The 20,737-nt window shown below is 71.5% G+C and carries 21 protein-coding genes; 13 read left to right on the plus strand and 8 right to left on the minus strand.

Translation table 11 applies throughout. The features are described 5' to 3' along the window. The first annotated feature begins 8 nt into the window (after positions 1-8). Genes ACZ7OH_RS36965 through ACZ7OH_RS36975 form a run of 3 tightly spaced genes read left to right on the plus strand, consistent with a single transcriptional unit; the run spans position 9 to position 2,369 of the window. Positions 9-758, plus strand: a complete 750-nt coding sequence (locus tag ACZ7OH_RS36965) for a hypothetical protein (protein ID WP_470285110.1) — start codon at positions 9-11, stop codon at positions 756-758. Continuing rightward, complete coding sequence (gene dcd / locus ACZ7OH_RS36970) at positions 755-1,348, plus strand: dCTP deaminase (protein WP_470285111.1); 594 nt, start codon at positions 755-757, stop codon at positions 1,346-1,348. The genes ACZ7OH_RS36965 and dcd overlap by 4 nt, the downstream gene beginning before the upstream one ends. Continuing rightward, positions 1,332-2,369, plus strand: coding sequence for a thiamine-phosphate kinase (locus ACZ7OH_RS36975; RefSeq protein ID WP_470285112.1), 1,038 nt, complete (start codon positions 1,332-1,334; stop codon positions 2,367-2,369). The genes dcd and ACZ7OH_RS36975 overlap by 17 nt, the downstream gene beginning before the upstream one ends. Here ACZ7OH_RS36975 and ACZ7OH_RS36980 read toward each other — a convergent pair. The 4 genes from ACZ7OH_RS36980 to ACZ7OH_RS36995 all read right to left on the minus strand — a co-directional run bounded on the left by ACZ7OH_RS36980 (position 2,366) and on the right by ACZ7OH_RS36995 (position 4,629). Continuing rightward, a complete protein-coding gene (locus tag ACZ7OH_RS36980; RefSeq protein WP_470285113.1) occupies positions 2,366-2,983 on the minus strand; it encodes a hypothetical protein in 618 nt (205 codons plus the stop codon). The genes ACZ7OH_RS36975 and ACZ7OH_RS36980 overlap by 4 nt on opposite strands. Next, a complete protein-coding gene (locus tag ACZ7OH_RS36985; RefSeq protein ID WP_470285114.1) occupies positions 2,980-3,252 on the minus strand; it encodes a hypothetical protein in 273 nt (90 codons plus the stop codon). Before ACZ7OH_RS36985 ends, ACZ7OH_RS36980 begins: the two co-directional genes overlap by 4 nt. A gap of 82 nt (positions 3,253-3,334) precedes the next feature. Next, on the minus strand, positions 3,335-3,997 hold the full coding sequence (locus ACZ7OH_RS36990; RefSeq protein ID WP_470285115.1) for a Crp/Fnr family transcriptional regulator: 663 nt from the start codon (positions 3,995-3,997) through the stop codon (positions 3,335-3,337). Positions 3,998-4,017: 20 nt separating this feature from the next. Continuing rightward, positions 4,018-4,629, minus strand: a complete 612-nt coding sequence (locus tag ACZ7OH_RS36995; protein WP_470285116.1) for a nucleotidyl cyclase domain-containing protein — start codon at positions 4,627-4,629, stop codon at positions 4,018-4,020. Between the two features lie 236 nt (positions 4,630-4,865). Here ACZ7OH_RS36995 and ACZ7OH_RS37000 point away from each other — a divergent pair, with 236 nt between their 5' ends. Together ACZ7OH_RS37000 and ACZ7OH_RS37005 are read left to right on the plus strand one after the other, a co-directional pair. After that, entirely contained in the window at positions 4,866-5,909 is a 1,044-nt protein-coding gene (locus ACZ7OH_RS37000) for a helix-turn-helix domain-containing protein (RefSeq protein WP_470285117.1), read from the plus strand. After that, positions 5,906-7,027 carry a hypothetical protein gene (locus ACZ7OH_RS37005; protein ID WP_470285118.1) on the plus strand — a complete coding sequence of 374 codons (1,122 nt, stop codon included), beginning with the start codon at positions 5,906-5,908 and terminating at the stop codon, positions 7,025-7,027. The genes ACZ7OH_RS37000 and ACZ7OH_RS37005 overlap by 4 nt, the downstream gene beginning before the upstream one ends. On the opposite strand, the gene ACZ7OH_RS37010 is transcribed toward ACZ7OH_RS37005, so the two are convergent. The 3 genes from ACZ7OH_RS37010 to ACZ7OH_RS37020 form a co-directional block, all read right to left on the minus strand. After that, positions 7,013-7,567 (minus strand): GNAT family N-acetyltransferase, encoded by a 555-nt coding sequence (locus tag ACZ7OH_RS37010; RefSeq protein ID WP_470285119.1) that lies wholly within the window; start codon positions 7,565-7,567, stop codon positions 7,013-7,015. The genes ACZ7OH_RS37005 and ACZ7OH_RS37010 overlap by 15 nt on opposite strands. A gap of 99 nt (positions 7,568-7,666) precedes the next feature. Continuing rightward, complete coding sequence (locus tag ACZ7OH_RS37015; RefSeq protein ID WP_470285120.1) at positions 7,667-9,544, minus strand: ArnT family glycosyltransferase; 1,878 nt, start codon at positions 9,542-9,544, stop codon at positions 7,667-7,669. A gap of 4 nt (positions 9,545-9,548) precedes the next feature. Further along, on the minus strand, positions 9,549-11,084 hold the full coding sequence (locus tag ACZ7OH_RS37020) for a sensor histidine kinase (RefSeq protein ID WP_470285121.1): 1,536 nt from the start codon (positions 11,082-11,084) through the stop codon (positions 9,549-9,551). Positions 11,085-11,265: 181 nt separating this feature from the next. Here ACZ7OH_RS37020 and ACZ7OH_RS37025 point away from each other — a divergent pair, with 181 nt between their 5' ends. Next, entirely contained in the window at positions 11,266-11,814 is a 549-nt protein-coding gene (locus tag ACZ7OH_RS37025) for a hypothetical protein (protein ID WP_470285122.1), read from the plus strand. Positions 11,815-11,835: 21 nt separating this feature from the next. Here ACZ7OH_RS37025 and ACZ7OH_RS37030 read toward each other — a convergent pair whose 3' ends face one another. Continuing rightward, on the minus strand, positions 11,836-13,926 hold the full coding sequence (locus ACZ7OH_RS37030; protein WP_470285123.1) for a fatty acid desaturase: 2,091 nt from the start codon (positions 13,924-13,926) through the stop codon (positions 11,836-11,838). Between the two features lie 138 nt (positions 13,927-14,064). Between ACZ7OH_RS37030 and ACZ7OH_RS37035 the strand changes: the two genes are divergently transcribed. From ACZ7OH_RS37035 to ACZ7OH_RS37065, 7 genes are all read left to right on the plus strand, one after another. After that, positions 14,065-14,655, plus strand: a complete 591-nt coding sequence (locus tag ACZ7OH_RS37035; protein ID WP_470285124.1) for a TetR/AcrR family transcriptional regulator — start codon at positions 14,065-14,067, stop codon at positions 14,653-14,655. Positions 14,656-14,964: 309 nt separating this feature from the next. Continuing rightward, entirely contained in the window at positions 14,965-16,356 is a 1,392-nt protein-coding gene (tig, locus tag ACZ7OH_RS37040) for a trigger factor (protein WP_470285125.1), read from the plus strand. 138 nt (positions 16,357-16,494) lie between these two features. Further along, the gene (locus ACZ7OH_RS37045; protein ID WP_400904400.1) at positions 16,495-17,100 is read left to right on the plus strand and encodes a ClpP family protease; all 606 of its coding nucleotides are present in this window, start codon (positions 16,495-16,497) and stop codon (positions 17,098-17,100) included. A 26-nt stretch (positions 17,101-17,126) separates the two neighbouring features. Beyond that, a complete protein-coding gene (locus ACZ7OH_RS37050) occupies positions 17,127-17,780 on the plus strand; it encodes an ATP-dependent Clp protease proteolytic subunit (RefSeq protein ID WP_400904401.1) in 654 nt (217 codons plus the stop codon). A gap of 228 nt (positions 17,781-18,008) precedes the next feature. After that, a complete protein-coding gene (clpX, locus tag ACZ7OH_RS37055) occupies positions 18,009-19,304 on the plus strand; it encodes an ATP-dependent Clp protease ATP-binding subunit ClpX (protein ID WP_125314793.1) in 1,296 nt (431 codons plus the stop codon). Between the two features lie 50 nt (positions 19,305-19,354). Next, complete coding sequence (locus ACZ7OH_RS37060; protein ID WP_470285126.1) at positions 19,355-19,762, plus strand: hypothetical protein; 408 nt, start codon at positions 19,355-19,357, stop codon at positions 19,760-19,762. A gap of 52 nt (positions 19,763-19,814) precedes the next feature. Next, the gene (locus ACZ7OH_RS37065) at positions 19,815-20,735 is read left to right on the plus strand and encodes an anti-sigma factor RsbA family regulatory protein (protein WP_470285127.1); all 921 of its coding nucleotides are present in this window, start codon (positions 19,815-19,817) and stop codon (positions 20,733-20,735) included. Positions 20,736-20,737 lie beyond the last annotated feature (2 nt).

Here is a 20,737-nt window from a genome sequence, read left to right on the forward strand (position 1 = left end):
CCCGCACCATGAGCACGACCCCCCTGGTGGTCAACGGCGACCACCCGTTCCCGCGGCAGCTCGCGGAAGCGTTGCACGGCAACGGTTCCCGCCCCGGCCTCGCTCAGCTCGAAGCGGCGGCCGAGTACGTCCGCGCCCACCGCACCGCCTTCGCGGCCTGGCTGCGCGACCTCGCCGGCGATCCCACCGCCGCGGCCGACGTCGCGAAACGCTCCTACTGGCATCCCAACGGGTTCGCGAAGATCGTCCTGCACACCGGCGTCGAGCCGGAGTTCCGCGTCCGCCTGCACGTCTGGCCGAGCAGCGACACGGTCTCCCGCGGCGAGTCCAACCCGCACAGCCACCGCTGGGAGTTCGCCTCCCACGTGCTGACCGGCACCGGGATGCACATGGTCGAGTTCGCCGAGACCGCCGACGGCGGCAAGCCGTTCCGCCGCTACCGCTACGGCGCCGACCCCGCGGACCCGGCCGCCCTGGTCGCCGACGGCGACGTCCGGCTCCGGCGCCGCGCCTCGCCGCACGTCCAAAGCGGCGACGTCTACACCTGCGACACCTCGATCGTCCACACGGTACGGCCGGTCGACGCCGGGCTCACCGCGACCGTCGTGGTCCAGGGCCCCCGCCGGACGTCCACCACCGTCGTCTACTGCGAACCCGGGGAAAGCGACGACCAGCCGAACTTCGACCTCACCCGAGCGGACTTCGAGGAGCTCGTGACCGCCGTACTGGCGAAGCTGGACAGCGAGGTCGCACCATGAGGTCCGTGCAGACCGACCAGCCCGGCATCCTCACCGACCGGGCGATCCGGCGCGCGTACGAGTCCGGACAGCTCTGGGTCGACCCGTTCGACGCGGCACTGATCCGGCCGGCCGCACTCAGCCTCCGGCTCGGGCACGAGGCGTTCTCCCTCGTGACGCGCGGGCCGGTCGACGTCGCCGACCGCTCGACCCACCCCGAGCTGGTCCCGAAGCCACTGGACGCGAGCGGGCGGCTGGCCGTCGAACCCGGCGAGGTCGTGCTCGCGCCGACCCTGGAGAAGATCGGCCTTTCGGAACACTTGGCCGGTCTCATCGACGGCACCAGCGACTACGCGCGGCTCGGGATCAGCGTCGTGCTGTGCGGCCAGGTCAGCCCCGGGTTCGGCCGCGACACCGGCGCCGTGCTCACCCTGGAGATCGTCAACCACCTGCGGCACCCGGTGCTCGTGTATCCCTGCGCCCGGATCTGCAACTTGATGCTGTTCGCTTCGACCGGGAGCGAGCGGCCGTACGGCGCCATGCCGCACAATTACTCCAGCGACCACGCGGTCGTGGCGTCCCGATTGGCGGATCATGTCCGGCATCATTGAATCCTGTCTCGGCGACCTCGGTGAGCAGCTGATCCAGCGCAAGATCCTGCAGCCGAGGTACGGCGGCACGGAAGGCTTCGGCGACGACAGTGCCCTGCTCGGCACGGTGACGACGCCGAGCGAACTCGTCGCGACCACCGACAGCTGCCCGAGCCCCGTGGTCGACCTGCTCGCCGAACCCGACTTTTTCCACGCGGGCTGGCTGCTGGCCACGATCAACCTCTCCGATCTGGCCGCTGCCGGGGCGGACCCGCTGGGGCTCGTCGTGAACTACACGTTGCCCAAGTCGACCACCGTCCGCGAGTTCGAACGGCTGCTCGACGGTGTGGACGCCTGCTGCGCCGAGCACCGCACGAAAGTCGTCGGCGGCGATATCCGCGACGGCGCCGCGAGGCAGTTGACGGCGACAGCGATCGGCCGGTGCGCACCGGGCCGCCGGCTCCGGCGGTCCGGAGCCGAGGCCGGGGACCGCTTGCTGCTGGTCGGTTCCCCGGGCTACCTCTGGGCCGCGGTCCTGCTGGAAACCGGGCGGGCGACCCTGCCCGAGCCGATGCGGTCCGAGGTGTGGCGCCGGGCGTGCCGCCCGATGGCCCAGCTGGAGGCGGGGCGGCTCTTGGCGGCCACCGGGCACGCGCGCGCGGCGATGGACGTTTCCGATGGCCTGTTCGCCACCGTCCGCACCCTGTGCGAGGCGAACGGGCTCGGCGCGAGGATCACCGGCGACTTCGAGCTCGACGAGCCGGTGGCGGAGGTCGCCGCCCAGTGCGGGCTCCGGCCGTTCGACCTCGCCCAGACCTGGGGCGACTGGGGGCTGGTGGTCGCGGTCCGGGACGCCGGTCAGGTCAAGAAGACGTTGGCCGAAGAAGGCATCCCGGCTCAGGAGCTCGGAGTGCTCACCGTGGACCCCGCCATCACGCGGGGAACCGCTCCCTGGCGGGGGATCGCCCAGGAGCGGTTCTCGACGAACTCGTGGCACGGCGGCGAACTGTCCACTTTGCTCACCGAGGTGCTCGGCGGCTAGCTGTGCGCCCGCAAGGGAACGACGTTGCTCGGCAGGACCGTCCGCTCGCGCGGGGCCTCGGTCGGGCTGATCGTCAGCGTCACCAGGCTCGCGTACTTCGGGTGGCGGTCGACGTACACCTGCGGGACCGCGCACGCCGCCGCGAGGACCGTGCGGTGGCGGTGCAGGTGCTCGAACGCTTCGCGGCCGTACAACGACACCACGATGTCGCCCCCGCGGGGACGGGACCACAGGATCGCCGGACGGCGGCCGCCGGGCAGGCGCAACAACGGGAACGCCGCCCGCAGGCGGTGCTGCACGCGGATCGCGCTGATCCGGGCCAGCACCCGGCGGCGGCGCAGCAGGGCCAGGCCGGACGTGCCGGCGAGGACCGCCGACGTCCACAGCGCCCCGGCCCAGAGCGCGAACGTCACCAGGGCGTAGGGCAGCAGCGTCACCGCCAGGACCTCCCACCGCCAGTGGTAGAGCCGGGCGGGGAACGACGCTCGCCTGCTGGTCATTTCCGTGCTCCTTCCGGTGAACCGGCGACGCAGGAGGCCGCCGAGGTGGCGCGAGAGGCGGCCGGCGGCGATGCCGAGCACGAGGGCCGCGACGATCACCGTCCCGGACGTCATGTCGGGATCCGGGTCTTCGGGGTGGGCTCGGGCCGGCGGTCGCGATCCCGGCCGAGCTGCCAGGTCCAGCGCCACGCCACCCAGATCGCGACGACGGAACCCAGCAGGATCAGCACGAACGCCTGGCCGACGAGCCCGTCGAGCGGCGCGAGCCGCAGCAGCACCAGCAGCGCCCAAAGCTGGGACGCGGTGAACGGGATGACGAGCCCGGCCGCGTAGACGCCCCGGCGCCAGCGGCTGCGGCCCGGTGCGGTGGTGTAGGGGTCCATGGAAGTGCCCTCCTCTGCCCGTGGATCCAGGAAACCTCCGGCTCGCCGCGTCCTGTGTGTCAGCTGACACAGAAGGCGGGATTCAGCTCGCCAGACGTCGAAGTTCGCCCAGGCGGTGGATCGTCACCTGTCTTCTGCCGGTGCTGATGACGCCTTGGCGGCGCAGGTCGCGCGTCGCCCGCGCCCAGGACTCGCGGGAGATCGCCGCGGTCATCGCCAATTCCGCCTGCGTGGCCGGGACGGCGATCTCGATGTCGGTGCCGCGCGGCACCCCGTGCTGGACGGCCAGCTGCATCAGCTGCGCGGCCACCCGCCGCGCCGCGGCGCCGCCCCCGAGTTCCAGCCACTGCCGCCCGACCGACCGCAACCGCGTCGACAGCACCTGCAGCAGCGCCCACGAGATCCGCGACCGCGTCCGGCACAGCGAAGCGAACCGGTCGCCGGGGACCTCCAGGACGTCCACGTCGTCGAGCGCCTCGACGGTCGCCGACCGCGGCTGCGCGTCGATCGCGGCCAGTTCGCCGATGACGTCCCCGGTGCCGCGCACCCCCACGACGACCTCGCGCCCGTCCGGCGTCCCGTGCACGATCCGCACGTGCCCGGCCAGCAGCACCAGCACGACGCTGGACCGGTCGCCTTCCCGGCAGAGCGTTCCGCCGCGCGGGTAGGAGCGCCGCGTGGCGGACGCCGTCAGCGCCCGGCGATCGGCCGTGGCCAGACCGGCCCAGAATCCCGTCGGTTCCACATCCCACCTCGTTTTCCGTCTTAAGCGGTCAGCCCCTCCTCGCCGGCTTCGGGCGTGTAGAGCCAGCCGCGAAGCCGCTCTTCGCCGAGCTTGATGTGGATGCCCTGGGTGAACGCGGTGTGGTCGATGCCGGGGTAGCCGTGCCGCACGACCGCGCGGTGGATCTCCTGCGAGATGGCGAGCGCGAGCGGCGCGGTCGTGTCGCGCAGCCGCCGCTTCAGCTCGGGGGCGTCGACCAGCCGGCAGGTGATGTCGACGTCCTCGCCGTACAGCCCGCGCCGGTCCCGGTGCACTTCGCCGGCGTGGATGGCGACGCGGAGCCGGAAGGCGAGGTCCGGGAGGTCGCGGGCGTGCTTGTCCAGCAGATCGGCGAGCATCGGGACGAAGGTGGCGAGCAGCAGCGTCTTGGGCACCTGGTCGAAGGGCCGCACGAGGCACAGCGCGCCGTCCCCGCGGTCGACGAAGGGTTCCCGGTGCTTGCGTCCGATCCCGGCGATCGTGAAGGCCTCTTCGAGCAGCTGGTAGAGGACATTCCGGAGCAGGGCTCGCACCGAGTTCGTGTGTTTGGTCGATCCCTCGATGTCGACCGCCACGATGGCCCGGTGCCGGGGTATGTCAGCTGGAGTACTCATTGGCCCGCTCCTGCCTTCAGGTGTGAAGCTGAAGTTCAGTCAAGTTCACTGTAAGGGGTGAAGTACCCTGGAACAACCGAGTTGAATCGGTGTTACCCGTTTGCTGCGAGGAAGTTTGCCCGCTAGCCACGTTTCAGCCCCTGCTTCCGCGGGTCGCCGACCTTGACTTTAGCTACGCGGAGTACTATCACAACACTCTCGGCACTACTGAAATTTACTGAAGGGTGGCGGAGACTGTGTCGCCAGTCGCGCCGCGGGCGCTCGCCCGCCGCCTCAGAGGGCTGCGCGAGGAGCGGTGGCCGGACGCCGGGCTCACCCAGGCTCAGCTCGCGCAGGCATTCGGCGGGGTCAGCATCTCCCTCATCTCCTCGTGGGAGAACACGGACAAGCCGGTCCGCCTGCCGGTCAGGCGGCTCGAGGCCTACGCGACGTTGTTCGCCACCCGGCGATCGCTGGACGGCGAACTGCACCTGGTCCCCCTCGAGGAACTGACGGACGAAGAGCAGGACGAGCGCAAGGACCTGCTCGACGAGCTGCTGTTGCTGCGTGAGGGCAAGGAGGCGCCCGGGGCGGCGGACCTGTGGACCTTCGACGATCCGCTGCAGCGGATCACGATCGTCTGCGCCCAGCTCCCGGAGAAGTACCGCCAGCACCTCAGCTACGCGGATCCCGAAAGCCCAGACTTCGTGTCGCTGTACACGTACGCCGACCCGGACGCGCTGATCGAGCTGTACGGCCACATCCGGGCGCGCAACCCCGAGAACCCGGTCACGTTCCGCACCAGCGACGCGCTCGAGCCGGACGACTACACGAGCCACCTGGTCCTGCTCGGGGGAGTCGACTTCAACAGCGTCACGCGCGACGTGATCGAACGGGTGGACCTCCCGGTGGAGCAGGTCGCTCGTGAGGCGGACGCCGAGCACGGCGGGTTCCGGGTTCAGGAGCGCGGCGGGTCGAAGCTGATCGAGCCGCTCCTCGACGCCGACGAGCACCTGCTGGAAGACGTCGCGCACTTCTACCGGGGCGTATCTCCGTTCAACCGGAAGCGCACTGTGACCGTATGCAATGGTATGTACGGTCGAGGAACGCTGGGCGCGGTGCGCGCGCTGACGGACGCCCGGTTCCTGGACCGGAACACCGCCTACCTCCGCGAGCGGTTCGGCGACGCGAAGTCCTTCAGCATCATCAGCCGGGTCCTGGTGGTCGACGGCAACGGCCTGACGCCCGACTGGACGCTCGAAGAGAACCGGCTCCACGAGTGGCCCGAGGCGGCCAAGTGAACGCGCGGCACCACCAGTCACACCAGCATCTGCTGGCCCACGTCGACTCGGCCAAGGCGCCGTCCGCGACCCTGGACGCGATCATCGTGCCCAACGGCCGTCCGGCGGCCTACCTCAAAGAGGCCATCAGCGCGGCCAAGCTGCTCGACGCCCACCTCGTCCTCCTGTGCAGCATGCGGGCGAACGCCGGGAGCGCGGCGCTGGCCGCCAAGCGCGCGGGTGTCCGGGTGACCGCGATCGACATCGACCTGCTGCCCGACGGGGTCGTGCCGGACTTCGCCACCGACGACATCCTCCGGCGCAGCCGGTTCCACCGGCCCGTCGACACCAGCCTCAAACGGAACCTCGGCTTGCTCATGGCGAGTCTCGCCGGGTGGAAGCGGATCCTGTTCCTCGACGACGACATCAAGCTGCCCGACCCCGGCGACCTCCGGGCCGCCGCCGGGCTGCTCGACGCCCACTCGGTCGTCGGGCTGGCGAACTCCGGGATGCCGGACAACTCGGTCGTCTGCCACGCGTTGCGGGACGTCGGCGTCCGCCAAGACGTGTTCATCGGCGGGGGCGCGCTCGTGGTCGGCGAAGCGGCCTTCTCGTCGTTCTTCCCCAACATCTACAACGAGGACTGGTTCTTCCTCCTCGACGGGCTGCGGCTGCGGCCGTCGGCCGTGACGGGGACCGCGTGGCAGTACGACTACGACCCCTACAACGACCCGCGGCGGGCTCGCGGCGAAGAGCTGGGGGACACCCTCGCCGAAGGCGTGTTCGGCCTGCTGGACAACGGGTTGGGGCTGGCGCACGCCGACGAGCGGTACTGGACCGAGTTCCTGCCCGAGCGGCGCCGGATCATCAGCACGACGATCGAGCGCGTGCTGGCCTCGAACATCGAACCGGCGCAGCGGGCCCGGATGGTGGCCGCCCTCAAAGCGTCGATCGGGCGCAGCCACCTGATCACGCCGGACTTGTGCGTCCGCTACCTGCGTGCCTGGCAGGACGACTGCGTGCGCTGGCGCAAGCACCTGCGCGACCTGCGGCGCGACCACCGCGGCAGGCTGGGGATCGACGGCGCGCTGACCACCCTGGAATCGGTCGCCGGCTCCCGCCGGTCAGTACCGGCTTGACGCGCCGATCCTGGGCTCCCCGCGCGGTTCCGGCGTGACCACGGTGAGGTCCTTCACCAGCACGTAGCAGCGTTCCGGCACCTGGAGGACGTTGCCGTTCGGCAGGGTCAGCTGCGCGTAGCACGTGACCGCGCCGTGGCCCCAGTCCCGGTAGCCGAGGCGGTCGTACAGCCGGGCCGCCGCCGGGTTGTCCGTGCGGACCGCCAGCGCGACCCGCTCGTGGCCGCGCCCGATGAGGTGTTCCTCCACCGCGCCGACCATGGCCGCGCCGACGCCTCGGTTGCGCAGCTCGGGGTGGACCTGCAGGTGGGTCAGCAGTGCGACGCCCGGCAGGTGCCGGCGGATCGGTGGCTCTTCGGCCTCTTCCAGCCACAGGTACACCGCGCCGGCCGGGCGGGAACCCAGCCACGCGAAGAACAGCACGCCCTGGTCGTTCCGCTGGCGGATCCAGCGATCGATGAGGAATCCGCCGTCGCCGAGGGCCGCGGCGAACGGAAACAGGTCTGCGGAGCGGGCCCGCCCTACGTTGGGCTCGGTCATCTGCAGAAGCCTCCGTCCTCCCGGTACTTCCATAGTGCAGGAGGCGGCACGGAGTTGACCAGGTCGTGCGGTACTGACCCTGCTTTCGTCGGTTCCCGTTCAGCCGGCGGCAGTGAGGTCGTACACCGTCACGCCGTCCACCGTGGACGACTGGTACGTCGACGCCACCCAGTCGGCGATCTGCTGGGCCGCGTCCGAACCGGTGGAGCCCCGCATCGTCATGCCGTCGCCGAGGAAGTAGTGGATCTGTCCGTTGGCGACGTACTGCCGGAACTGGTCCAGCGTCGGGTACGGGTCCGTGCCGTTGAAGCCGCCGACCGCCATGACCGGGGCGCCGCCGGCCAGCTGGTAGCCTGCCGCCGCGTTCGAGAGGACCGTGGCCGCCGTCCACGTGTACTTCGACGCGTCCCGCTGGAGCAACGCCGTCAGCTGCGCACCCGGGAGCGTCGTCGAGAGCAGGGACCCCGGGCCGCCGCCGCGACCGCCGCCGAAGCCGCCGCCGGGACCACCCCGGAAGCCGCCGATGCCCGACGACGGACCCGCCGAGGGGATCGCCCCGTCGTGCGTCGTCGCCGCGGTCGCCACCGTGTACGCGCCGGTGCCGGACAGCAGTACGACCAAGGCGAGCGCGGCCACGAGCGAGGCCGCCCAGCGGGTCAGGTGGGCCGCGAAGAACAGCGCCACCGCCGCCAGCAGGCCGCCGACCAGCACCGCCGGGGCCAGCCACGGCTGCCACGACGACCCCGACAGCAGCAGGTACGTCGTCACGGCGGTCAGTGCCACCCCGCCGCTGAGCAGGCCGGACGCCGCCGGACTGGCGCGCAGCAGCCACAGCTGGACCGCCGCCGTGCCGACCAGCGCCGCGATCGCCGGGGCCAGCGCGACCGTGTAGTACGGGTGGATGATCCCGCCCATGTAGCTGAACACCAGCGCCGTCACCAGCAGCCAGCCGCCCCAGAGCAGCAGCGCCGCCCGCGAACGGTCGGTGCGCGGGGCGCGGCGGGTGAACCACAGACCGGCGCCCAGGGCGAGCACGGCCGCGGGGATCAGCCACGCGATGCCGCCCGCCATCTCACTGCCGAAGAGCCGCGTCAGGCCGGTCGAGCCCCAGCCGCGGCCGGCGCCACCGCCGACGCTGCCGACCTCGTCGCCGGTGATGCGGCCGAAGCCGTTGTAGCCGAAGACCAGTTCCCACAAGGAGTTCGTCTGCGAGCCGCCGATGTACGGCCGGTCGGCCGCCGGCCACAGCGCGACGACGACGAGGTACCAGCCCGCCGCGACCACGGTCGCCGCGAAGGCGCCGAGCAGGTGCAGCAGCCGCTTGCCGAGCGACACCGGCGCCGCGACGAGGTACGCCACCGCGAACGCGGGCAGCACGAGGAACGCCTGCAGCATCTTCGCCAGGAACCCGAACCCGACCGCGACCCCGGCCAGCGCGAGCCACTTCGGGCCGGCCTTCTCGAGCGCGCGGACCACGCAGTACGCGCCGGCGACCAGGAGCAGCACGAGCAGCGCGTCCGGGTTGTTGAACCGGAACATCAGCGCCGCCGCGGGGGTCAGCGCGAGCACGAGGCCCGCGACGAGCCCGGCGGCCGGGCCGGAGGTGCGCTTGACCGTCGCGTGCAGCAGCCACACCGAGCCGACGCCCATCAGCGCCTGCGGTACGAGGACGCTCCACGCGTTGACGCCGAACAGCCGCGCCGACAAGCCCATCACCCACAGTGCCGCCGGGGTCTTGTCCACGGTGATCGCGTTCGCCGCGTCGCTCGACCCGAAGAACAGCGCCTTCCAGCTCTGCGAACCGGCTTGCGCGGCGGCGGAGTAGAAGGCGTTGGCCCAGCCGGAGGCGCCGAGGCCCCACAGGTAGAGCACGGCGGTGCCGAGCAGCAGCGCGGCGAGCGCCGGCCGGTGCCAGGTCCGGCGGATGGGCGGCGAAGGGGCCACGGTCGTCGTTTCGCGTGACGCGAGAGCGGTCATGTGATCAGCTTCCGGTTTCCAGCTGGGGCCGGGTTGTGCCGATGCTGTGCACCCGCTGTGCGGGCACGGCCACGGGCAGGCGCACCGCGAACTCCGTCCGGCCGGGGCGGCTGTGCACCTCGATCGTGCCGTGGTGGGCGACCACGACGGCGCACGCGATCGCCAGCCCGAGCCCGGTGCTGCCGGCCGTGCGCGACCGCGACGAGTCGCCGCGGGCGAAGCGCTCGAAGACGTCCGGCAGCAGGTCCGGCGCGATGCCGGGACCGTTGTCGGTCACGGTGATCACCGCGCTGCCGTCGGCCGAGCGGGCGAGCGACGTCGCGACCGTGGTGCCGGGCGGGGTGTGCGTGCGCGCGTTGGCCAGCAGGTTCGCCAGGACCTGGTGCAGCCGCTGGACGTCGCCGAGCGCGAGCACCGGGTCGGCGGGGAGGTCCAGCAGCCACTGGTGGTCGCGCCCGGCGACCTGGGCGTCGCCGACGGCGTCGGCGACCAGCCGGGTGAGGTCGACGTCGCGCACGTCCAGCGGGCGCCCCGCGTCGAGCCGGGCGAGCAGCAGGAGGTCTTCGACGAGCGCGCTCATCCGGACGGCCTCGCTCTGGATCCGGCCCATCGAGTGCGCGACGTCGGGGGGCACGAGCGCGCTGCCGCGGGCGGCCAGCTCGGCGTACCCGCGGATCGCGGCCAGCGGCGTCCGCAGCTCGTGGCTGGCGTCCGCGACGAACTGGCGGACGCGCAGCTCGCTGCCGTGCCGCGCTTCGAGCGCCTGGGCGACGTGGCCGAGCATCAGGTTCAGCGCCGAGCCGACCTGGCCGACCTCGGTGCGCGGGTCGGTGTCGGCCTCCGGCACGCGGATCGACAGCGCCACCTGGCCGCGGTCGAGCGGCAGCTCGGTGACGCGCCCGGCGGTGGCCGCGACGCGGTCGAGCGGCCGCAGCGTCCGGCGGACCGCGAACGCGCCGAGGAAGGCGGCGCCGAGCACGCCCGCGGCCGCGACGCCGAAGAGGATGAGCCCGACGGTGAGCAGCGTGTCGGTGACCGGTTTCATCGGCAGGCCGGTGACCACGACCTCGGACGTCCCGGGCACGGGCAGGGCCATCAGCCGGTAGTCGCCGAGGTCGCTGAAGGACACCGCGTGCGGCTTGCCGTCGGCGGGCACCGAGAGCATGACGGCCTGCTGCGCCGCGGTGAGGCTCATGCCCTCCCCGTGCTCGGAGATGCTGTCGTCGTGGACTTTCACCGGCCCGTCGAAGGTCGCGCTCACCGTGCCGACGTTCTGCCCGAGGGGGTGCTCGCCCCGCTGGTCGTCCGGCGGCGCGCCGCCCTGACGGCCGGGGTTGCTCGCGAAAACCAGTGAGCGCGTCGCCGCGGCGGTGAGCTGCTGGTCGATCTGGCGGGTGAGGAACACGTCGAGCGCGAGCTCGCTGACCACGCCGACGATCAGGCACACCACGGTGAGCAGCACGACCATCGAACCGGTCAGCTTCGCGCGCAGCGAAAGGCGCCCCCGGCGGGGGTGCGGTGCAACGGTTCGCGCGGCCATGGGTAGAGCGTCCGTCCGCGCCGTGTGTGCGGGTTGTGTGCTGCCTGTGAGGCGGCTGTGCGGTGACCGGCCTGTCGCGGAAGTCCGGTTCCTCCGGTCACAGGAACGGCTGACGGCAGGCACAGTCCGCACACAGCCGGCGGCCCCACCGTGGATCGCACACCTCGTTAAGGAGCACCGCATGACGACACCGCAGGCACCGTCCACTCCGGACCAGACGTGGGGCGCGGCCCCCGCGCCGGGCACCCCGCCGCGGCCGGCTTGGTCGCCGGGCAAGAAGATCGCGGCGGGCGCCGTCGCGGTGGCGATCGTGGCCGGCGGGGGAGCGGCGATCTGGGCCACTTCGTCGTCCTCCGCGTCGACGGACTCCGCCACCGGCCCGGGCGGGATGACCGGCGGCCCCGGCGGTGCGGGCGGCCTGGCTTCGGCCCTGCACGGCGAATACGTGTCGTCGGACGGAAACGGCGGCTACGTCACGAAGATCACCCAGACCGGCGAGGTGACGGCGCTGAGCGCGACGTCGTTGACCGCGAAGAGCGAGGACGGGTTCTCGAAGACGTACACGATCACGTCGGACCAGGCGACGGGCCTGGCGACGGGCGACACGGTGACGGTGGTGGCCACGGAATCGGGCACGACGGCGACGGCGACATCGGTGACGGACGGCGCTTCCGGTCCCGGCCGGCTGCCGGGTGGCGGCCAGGGAACCCCGCCCACGCAGACCGGCTGACCGGCGCGGTCGCCCCGGGGGTCAGCGGCGGTCGTAGTCGACCGCGACCTCCGGGGTCGTCGCCCGCGCGCGGCACGTCAGGATCCGGTTCGCCGCCACGTCGTCCTCCGTCAGCGCGTAGCGGACGTCCATGTCGACCTGCCCGTGCCGCAACGTCGCCAGGCACGTCCCGCACGCGCCGCCCGTGCACGAGTACGGCACCTCGAACCCGGCGCGCATCGCCGCGTCCAGCACCGTTTCGCCGGCTTCCGTGGGCACGCACGTCGTCGTCCCGCCCAGCGTCACCGCCACCGTCGCCGGCGTGCCCGCCGGGTCGCGCAGGGGCGCCGCGCCGCGGAACAGTTCGAAGTGGACGTTCTCCTCCGGGACGTCCGCGTCGGCCAGCGTGCGGCGGACCAGGTCCATCAGACCCCGCGGGCCGCACAGGAACCACTCGTCGACCTTCGCCGGGTGCAGGCGGTTCTGCAGCAGCGCGCGCAGGCGCGTCCCGTCGAGGCGGCCGCGCTGGTAGCGCTCGTGGGAGATCGCCAGCGCCTCGCCGAGCGTGTCGAACTGGCGGGGCCGGTGCGCATGCAGGTCCGGGTCGCGTTCGTCGGTCCGGTAGTGGACGACGTGCAGGCGCCCGCCGAACCCTTCGGCGAGTGCGCTCAGCTCCTTTGCGAACATCGTCGTCGCGCCCGAAGTGTTCACGTACAACAACGTCGCGCGGCTGTGCGGCTCCGCGGACAGCGCGCTGACCACGATGGACAGCACCGGCGTGATGCCGCTGCCGGCGGCCAGCGCGACGTAGTGCGCGGTCCGGGACGGGTCCGGTGTGAGCGTGAACCCGCCGGACGGCGGCAGGACGTCGAGGAAGTCGCCCACGGCCAGCGTCGTGCTCGCGAAGCCGGAGAACGCGCCGCCCGGCCGCCGCTTCACCGCGATCCGCAGCTCGCCCGCGCCCGCCGACGCGCAGATCGAGTACGTCCGGCGCACCGGCTGCCCGTCGAGCACCGTGCGGACCGCGACGTGCTGCCCCGGCGTGAACCGGAACTCCTCGGCCAGCTGCGGCGGGACGTAGAAGGTGATCGCGACGGCGTCCGCGGTCAGCTGCCGGATCTCGCGCACCCGCAGCCGGTGGAACCGGTTCGGCCCGAGCGGCGGCGCGGCGGGCGCGGGCACGGACACCTCGGGGGAGCAGTCGAGGCCGGCCGTCATCCGGTACTCCTCCGCGGTCAGGTCCCGGCCCCCGGCGGTGCGGATCGGGACGTCGCGGGCCAGGTACACCTCGCGGTTCTCCAGCCAGACCCGGCGGTACCGGTGGAACGGGACGGCGGGGTGCAGGTGGTGCACCAGGTGCAGGTTCTGGGCCAGCAGCACCGGGGTGAGCAGCCAGTCGAGGCCGACGCGCACGCGGGTCGTGCCGAACCGGCCCTCCGGCCCCGCGGCGGGCAGGCCGTGGTGCGGCAGCCAGGCGAACGACCACGCGAGCAGGCCCATGCCGAGCCGCTGGGGCAGCAGGTAGACGAGCAGAAGCTCGACGCCGTGGCCGGCCGCGACCAGCGCCACCACTGCCGACAGCGCCGCGGTGAGCACCACCAGCGTCTCGGTCAGCTCGTGGGTCGGGCGGGACCGCAGCCGGGAGAAGTAGCAGCGCGCGTACGCGAAGTCGAGGGTCAGCCAGCGCAACGGCAGCTGCCAGCGCGGGCCCCGCGAGGTCCAGGCGTCCGGGTCGGCGGGCACCGACGCGTTCGTGTGGCGGTGGTGCTCGCCGTGGGCGAACCGCAGCGAGGGGAACGACGCGTACGCGGCGACGAAGGGGACGGCCAGCCGCCCGAGGAGCTCGTTGACCCAGGTCAGCTTCCCCGCCGAGTGGTGGGCGGACTCGTGCACCACCGTGTACATGGCGAAGGTGACGAGGGTGTTGAGCGCCACCGTGACCACCGGCGACACGAGGTCCGCGAGCAGCAGCCAGGTCGAGACGATCCCCAGCGCCAGGCCGCCGGCGAAGAGCAGGAGCGTCGGCACCGAGACGGCGGGCAGGCTGATCCGCGGCGCGGGCACGCCCCGGGCGGTCGTCTCACCGGTCGCCACGACGGCAGGGCCGTGCTGCTGGGTGAGGGCGACGGGCATCGAGCGGTCTCCTCGGTCGAGAAGCTCCTGGCCAGGCGGGAGTCACCGTAGACAACTCATCGGGGTTTGTAAACGCCGCGGCAGGACTCGAAAAAAGGTGTCGGCCAGCGGGACGCAACCGGCGGGTAAGCTCGCCGTGTGAAGGCGGTCACCCACCCTGCGCCGGCGCGGACCCGGGAGAAGCTGCTGGCCGCGGCGGCTGACGTCATCGAGGCCGACGGCTGGGCCGCCGTCACCATGGGCAAACTGGCCGCGCGGGTCGGCGTGAGCAGGCAGACCGTCTACAACGAACTGGGCTCCAAGGCCGAGCTCGCCAAGGCGCTGATGCTGAGCGAAACCGACCGCTTCGTCGCCCGCGTGACCGACGACGTGGCCGCGCACCCGGACGACCCGGTCGAAGGCGTGACGGCCGCGTTCCGCCACACGCTCGAGGCCGCCCGCGCCAACCCGCTGCTGGAGATCGCCCTCGGCGGCCAGCAGGGCGGCCGCGACGACTTCCTCCCGCTGCTGACGTCCCAGCCCGAAGCCGTCATCGACCGGGCCGTCGACACGGTCGCGGCGGTCTTCGCCCGCAGCTACCCGGGGGTCCGGCTGACGGCATCGGAGTGGGCGGTGGCGGTCGAGGCGTGGATGCGCCTGCTGCTGTCCCACCTGGTGCAGCCCAGCGGTTCGGCCGAGCACGCGGTGGGTCAGATGCGCTGGGTGATCGGCCGGATGCTCGCGCCCTGACACCGGCGGCTCGCGGTCCGAGGCGGCTCGCCCGGTCGCCGCGGCGGTTCCGAGCGTCGGGCCACGGCTCGCGGCGCACCTGGCGGGAGCCGCGCCGCGGCGGGGCTCGCGGCGCGCCCGGTTCGCGGGTGACCACGGCCTCGCGCACCCCCGTGACGCCGGTCCGTGCATCGGCCGTGACGCCGCAGGTGGCCCCCGGCCCGGGGGCGATGGCCACTGGCCTAGACTCGGACGTCCCGGTCTGCAGGTGACCTGGGGCCATTTCCGCAGGATTGTCCTACACAATCGTTACCGCTCGAGGAGAAGACCTTGAAGAGCACCGTCGAGCAGCTGAGCCCGACGCGAGTCAAGATCAATGTCGAGGTGCCGTTCGACGAGTTGAAGCCGAACTTCGACCGCGCCTACCGCAAGATCGCCCAGCAGGTGCGCATCCCGGGCTTCCGGCCCGGCAAGGCGCCCGCTCGCGTCCTGGAAAGCCGGATCGGGCGCGGCCCGGTGCTCGACGAGGTCGTCAACGAGGCCATCCCGGCCAAGTACATCGAGGCCGTTCGCGAGAACGAGGTCCGCACGCTCGGCAACCCCGAGTTCGACGTGACCAAGCTCGAGGACCGCGACGTCCTGGAGTTCACCGCCGAGGTCGACGTGCGCCCGGAGATCGAGCTGCCCGACCTGGACGGCTTCGCGGTCACCGTCGACGACGTCGAGCTGACCGACGCCGAGGTCGACGAGCAGCTCGACGAGCTGCGCGCCCGCTTCGGCACGCTGACCGGCGTCGAGCGCCCGGCCGAGACCGGCGACTTCGTCTCGATCGACCTGGCCGCGACCGTCGACGGCGAGGCCGTCGAGGAGGCGAGCACCACCGGGCTGTCCTACGAGATCGGCTCCGGCCAGCTCGTCGACGGCATCGACGAGGCGATCGTCGGCGCGACCGCCGGCGAGACGAAGACGTTCACCACCCAGCTCGTCGCCGGTGAGCACGCCGGCAAGGACGCCGAGGTGACCGTGACCGTCCAGTCGGTCAAGCAGCGCGAGCTGCCCGAGGCCGACGACGAGTTCGCCCAGATGGCCAGCGAGTTCGACACGATCGACGAGCTCAAGGGCGACCTGCGCGAGCGCCTCGGCCGCGTCAAGAAGATGCAGCAGGGCGTCCAGGCCCGCGACAAGGTGCTCGACGAGCTCCTGGAGCGCACCGAGGTGCCGATCCCGGAGAAGGTCCTCGACGCCGAGATCGAGAACCGCAAGCACGACGCGATCCACCCGTTCGACCACGACGAGGCCCAGTTCGCGCAGGCCCTCGAGGCCGAAGGCCGCACGCTCGAGGAGTTCGACGCCGAGACCCGCACCGAGTCGGAGAAGGCCGTCCGCACGCAGCTGCTGCTGGACACCATCGCCGACAAGGAGGAGGTGTCGGTCAACGACGGCGAGCTGACCGAGCGGATCATCTACCAGGCCCAGCGCTTCGGGATCAGCCCGGACGAGTACGTCCAGCGCGCCCAGCAGTCCGGCCAGCTGACCGCGATCTACGCCGACGTCCGCCGCGGCAAGGCCCTGGCCTCCGTGGTCCGGAAGGCGACCGTCACCGACGGCTCCGGCGCCGAGGTCGACCTCTCGGAGCTGTTCGGCTCCGACGAGCCGGCCGCCGACGAGGCAACCCAGGAGACGCAGGTCACCGACGAGGCGGCGAAGACTCCGGCGGAGTGAAGCTGTGAGCGAACTTGGGCGGTGTCAGGCATTCTGCACCGCCCGAGTTCGTTAGGGTCGGATACAAGATCTCAAGCATCTGAAACGACAGCGGCGGCCGTCAGCACCGGGCCGCCGCCGGCGAAAAGGCAGGCAGACGTGACGCAGCACACGCCCGAGGCGCGGACCGGCACCGCAGGGCTCAACCTCACCGACTCGGTGTTCGAGCGGTTGCTCCAGGAGCGCATCGTCGTCCTCGGTTCCGAGGTCAACGACGAGGTCGCCAACCGGATCACCGCGCAGCTGTTGCTGCTCGACGCCGACGACGCCGAGTCCGACATCCGCTTCTACATCAACTCGCCGGGCGGTTCGGTCACCGCCGGGTTCGCCATCTACGACACCATGCAGCTCATCCGCCCGGACGTCGCGACCTACGCGATGGGCATGGCGGCCTCGATGGGGCAGTTCCTGCTCTCCTCGGGCAAGCCGGGCAAGCGCTACGCGCTGCCGCACGCGCGCATCCTGATGCACCAGCCGTCGGCGGGTGTCGGCGGCACGGCGTCGGACATCGCGATCCAGGCCGACCTGTTCAACAAGTGGAAGCAGGAGCTGGCCCGGATCACCGCGGACCAGACCGGCCAGACGGTCGAGCAGATCATCAAGGACGGGGACCGCGACCGCTGGTTCACCGCGCAGGAGGCGAAGGAGTACGGGTTCGTCGACCACGTCCTCACCGCCGACATCGCCCGTCCGGGCTCGAACTGAGCGCGAAGCACACAGGAGACTCGATCATGAGCAACTTCCGGCTCCCGGGTGACTTCCAGGCCCCGAGCACGCCCCAGTCGCGGTACATCCTGCCGTCGTACGTGGAGCGGACCAGCTACGGCGTCAAGGAGTCGAACCCGTACAACAAGCTCTACGAAGAGCGGGTCATCTTCCTCGGCGTGCAGGTGGACGACGCGTCGGCCAACGACGTGATGGCCCAGCTGCTGCACCTCGAGCACGAGGACCCGGACCGCGACATCCTGGTCTACATCAACTCGCCGGGTGGCTCCTTCACCTCGCTGATGGCGATCTACGACACCATGCAGTTCGTCCGCCCGGACATCCAGACGTACTGCCTCGGCCAGGCCGCCTCGGCCGCCGCGGTGCTGCTGGCGGCCGGCACGCCGGGCAAGCGCTACGCGCTGCCGAACTCGCGCGTGCTGATCCACCAGCCCGCCACCGAGGGCACGTACGGCCAGGTCTCCGACCTGGAGATCCAGGCGAACGAGATCCAGCGGGTGCGGCGCCAGATGGAGGTCATCCTGGCCAAGCACACGAACAAGGACCCGGACCAGATCCGGACCGACATCGAGCGCGACAAGATCCTGACGGCCGAGGAGGCCAAGGCGTACGGCATCATCGACGAGGTGCTGCCGTACCGGAAGGCGTCGGCTCTGTAGATCCGCCAGGCCGGTGTGTGTCGAGGAGACGACATACACCGGCACTCTGGTTTAGGGTCGTCCTCTGACGTGCTCCCGGCGCCTGTGGGTGTTCCCGCCCACGGCATCGGACGGGTACCGTCAGTGGCAATGCGTGAGGCTCCGCTCGGTCGTCCGTGACCGGGGTCGCACCGTCGCAACACACGTCAGGCGCGCCACCGCGCGCCGGAGGGGACGAGGTCAACGGCCATGGCACGGATCGGTGACGGCGGAGACCTGCTGAAGTGTTCTTTCTGCGGGAAGAGCCAGAAGCAGGTGAAGAAGCTCATTGCCGGCCCCGGGGTCTACATCTGCGATGAGTGCATCGACCTCTGCAATGAGATCATCGAGGAGGAGCTGGCCGAGGCCGGCGACGTCAAGCTCGACGAGCTGCCCAAGCCCGCCGACATCCACGAGTTCCTCGAGCAGTACATCATCGGCCAGGACGACGCCAAGCGGACCCTCGCGGTAGCGGTCTACAACCACTACAAGCGGATCCAGGCGGACGACAAGGCCGGGCCGAAGGACTCCAAGGAGGAGTCGGTCGAGCTCGCCAAGTCGAACATCCTGATGCTCGGCCCCACCGGGTGCGGCAAGACCTACCTCGCGCAGACGCTGGCGAAGCTGCTCAACGTGCCGTTCGCCATCGCGGACGCCACGGCGCTCACCGAGGCCGGGTACGTCGGCGAGGACGTCGAGAACATCCTGCTCAAGCTCATCCAGGCGGCGGACTACGACGTCAAGCGGGCCGAGACCGGGATCATCTACATCGACGAGGTAGACAAGATCGCCCGGAAGAGCGAAAACCCGTCGATCACGCGGGACGTCTCCGGCGAGGGCGTGCAGCAGGCGCTGCTGAAGATCCTCGAGGGCACCACCGCTTCGGTGCCGCCGCAGGGCGGCCGCAAGCACCCGCACCAGGAGTTCATCCAGATCGACACGACGAACGTGCTGTTCATCGTGGCCGGCGCGTTCGCCGGGCTGGAGAAGATCATCAACGAGCGGGTCGGCAAGCGCGGCCTCGGTTTCGGCGCGGAGATCCGCACCAAGTCCGAGATCGAGGAGAGCGACGTCTTCTCCGACACCATGCCCGAGGACCTGATCAAGTTCGGGCTGATCCCGGAGTTCATCGGCCGGCTCCCGGTCGTGGCGACGGTCAACCACCTGGACAAGGACTCGCTGGTCAACATCCTGACCCAGCCGCGCAACGCCCTGGTGAAGCAGTACAAGAAGCTCTTCGAGATGGACAACGTCGAGCTCGAGTTCACCAAGACCGCGCTCGAGGCCATCGCCGACCAGGCGGTCCTGCGTGGGACCGGTGCCCGTGGGCTGCGCGCCATCATGGAAGAAGTGCTCCAGCCGGTGATGTACGACATCCCGAGCCGCGACGACGTGGCGAAGGTCGTCATCACCGAGCAGACCGTCCGGGAGAACGTGAACCCGACGATCGTCGCCCGGCAGCCGACGCGGCGCGCGCGCAGCGAGCGCGGCGAGAAGTCGGCCTGAGGCCGGGCGTCTCCGGGCCACCCGGCCCGGAGACCCGACAGGAAAGCTGAATGACTGCAGACTCTGTGCCGGTCACCGGTGGGGGCGCCGCCCCCGCCGGTGGCGTGCAGGCACCGCCGCCCCCGGAACCGGCGACGGTCGATGCCGGGCCGGTTCTCGGGTTCCGTGAGCTGAGCGAGCGCGTCATCGCGTCCGTGGCCGAGCGGTACCCGTGGCTGAACCGGGTGCTGATGGGCGTGCTGGCCGTGTGCACGGGCACTTGCGTGGTGGCCGTGGTGTCCCGGCTGTCGCCGTTGCCGCTGATCCCGGTGCCGCTCTTCCTCGTGGCCGGCTACGGCCTCTGGCGAGCTCGTGGCGTCACCGACCGGCGGGCGCTGGGCAACTGGGTGCTGCTGTTCGCCATCGCGGCTGTGGTCGGCTTCTGGCTGATTTCCGTCGTCGGCCGCTGGGTCGAGTGAAGCCCGCCGTTCAGGTCGTTTGAACCCGCGGGGCCCTGGGTAAGTCAATCCCGTGGTGGATGCCCTCGGACCGTTCCGGCATCCCGCACTCTTCTACCGCGGTGACTCAGCGTACCTCGATGGCGTCGTTCCGTTCGTGCTCGACGGCCTCGACCGGGGTGAACCCGTGGCCGTCGCGGTGCCCGGCCGGAACCTCCTGCTGCTCGAGAAAGCCCTGGAAGACCGCGTTCACGAGGTCCGGCTGACCGACATGTGCCGCGTGGGCCGCAACCCCGGGGCGATCCTGCCGTCGGTGCTGCTCGCGTTCGCCGGCGAGCACGCGGGCCCGGTGCGGGTCGTGGCGGAGCCGATGTGGGGCGACCGGACCGGCGCCGAGTACCCGGCGTGCGTGCTGCACGAGGCACTCATCAACAACGCGCTGGTCGGGCGCGACCTGGCGGTGCTCTGCCCGTACGACACCGCGGCGCTGCCGCCGCCGGTCCTGGCCGACGCCGAGCGCACCCACCCCGAGGTGTGGGGGCCGGCGGGGCCGTTCACCAGCTCGCGGTTCGACCCCGAAGGCGTGCGCGCGGAGTTCATGCGGCCGCTGGTACCGCCGCCGGCCGCCGTCGAGCGGAAGTTCGACATCGCGCAGCTGGCGTCGCTGCGCGGGTTCGCCGAGATCTGGGCCGCCCGCCACGGCCTGCGCCGTCCCCGCCGCGACGACTTCACGCTGGCGATCGCGGAGCTGATGACGAACAGCGTCCTGTACGCCGGCGGCGCGGGCGTGCTGCGGCTGTGGGCGGAGGAGCACCAGGTGATCGGCGAGGTGACGGACGCGGGCACGATCACCGAGCCGCTGGCCGGCCGCATCCCGCCGACGGCGACCACGCTGGGCGGCCGCGGGCTGCTGCTGGTGAACCGGCTGGCGGACCTGGTCCGCACGTACTGGGTCCCGGGCCGCACGACGACCCGGGTCCACTTCAGCTGCTGAGG

The sequence above is a fragment of the Amycolatopsis sp. NPDC114478 genome (assembly GCF_055633805.1).

Excerpts from the sequence above, each read along its gene's own strand:
- ACZ7OH_RS36975 (WP_470285112.1), top strand. The coding sequence starts at position 1,332 with ATGTCCGGCATCATTGAATCCTGTCTCGGCGACCTCGGTGAGCAGCTG.
- ACZ7OH_RS36995 (WP_470285116.1), bottom strand. The coding sequence starts at position 4,629 with ATGAGTACTCCAGCTGACATACCCCGGCACCGGGCCATCGTGGCGGTC.
- clpX (WP_125314793.1), top strand. The coding sequence starts at position 18,009 with ATGGCACGGATCGGTGACGGCGGAGACCTGCTGAAGTGTTCTTTCTGC.
- ACZ7OH_RS36965 (WP_470285110.1), top strand. The coding sequence starts at position 9 with ATGAGCACGACCCCCCTGGTGGTCAACGGCGACCACCCGTTCCCGCGG.
- ACZ7OH_RS37025 (WP_470285122.1), top strand. The coding sequence starts at position 11,266 with ATGACGACACCGCAGGCACCGTCCACTCCGGACCAGACGTGGGGCGCG.
- ACZ7OH_RS36980 (WP_470285113.1), bottom strand. The coding sequence starts at position 2,983 with ATGACGTCCGGGACGGTGATCGTCGCGGCCCTCGTGCTCGGCATCGCC.
- ACZ7OH_RS37020 (WP_470285121.1), bottom strand. The coding sequence starts at position 11,084 with ATGGCCGCGCGAACCGTTGCACCGCACCCCCGCCGGGGGCGCCTTTCG.
- ACZ7OH_RS36985 (WP_470285114.1), bottom strand. The coding sequence starts at position 3,252 with ATGGACCCCTACACCACCGCACCGGGCCGCAGCCGCTGGCGCCGGGGC.
- ACZ7OH_RS37030 (WP_470285123.1), bottom strand. The coding sequence starts at position 13,926 with ATGCCCGTCGCCCTCACCCAGCAGCACGGCCCTGCCGTCGTGGCGACC.
- ACZ7OH_RS37015 (WP_470285120.1), bottom strand. The coding sequence starts at position 9,544 with ATGACCGCTCTCGCGTCACGCGAAACGACGACCGTGGCCCCTTCGCCG.
- ACZ7OH_RS37050 (WP_400904401.1), top strand. The coding sequence starts at position 17,127 with ATGAGCAACTTCCGGCTCCCGGGTGACTTCCAGGCCCCGAGCACGCCC.
- ACZ7OH_RS37060 (WP_470285126.1), top strand. The coding sequence starts at position 19,355 with ATGACTGCAGACTCTGTGCCGGTCACCGGTGGGGGCGCCGCCCCCGCC.
- ACZ7OH_RS37010 (WP_470285119.1), bottom strand. The coding sequence starts at position 7,567 with ATGACCGAGCCCAACGTAGGGCGGGCCCGCTCCGCAGACCTGTTTCCG.
- dcd (WP_470285111.1), top strand. The coding sequence starts at position 755 with ATGAGGTCCGTGCAGACCGACCAGCCCGGCATCCTCACCGACCGGGCG.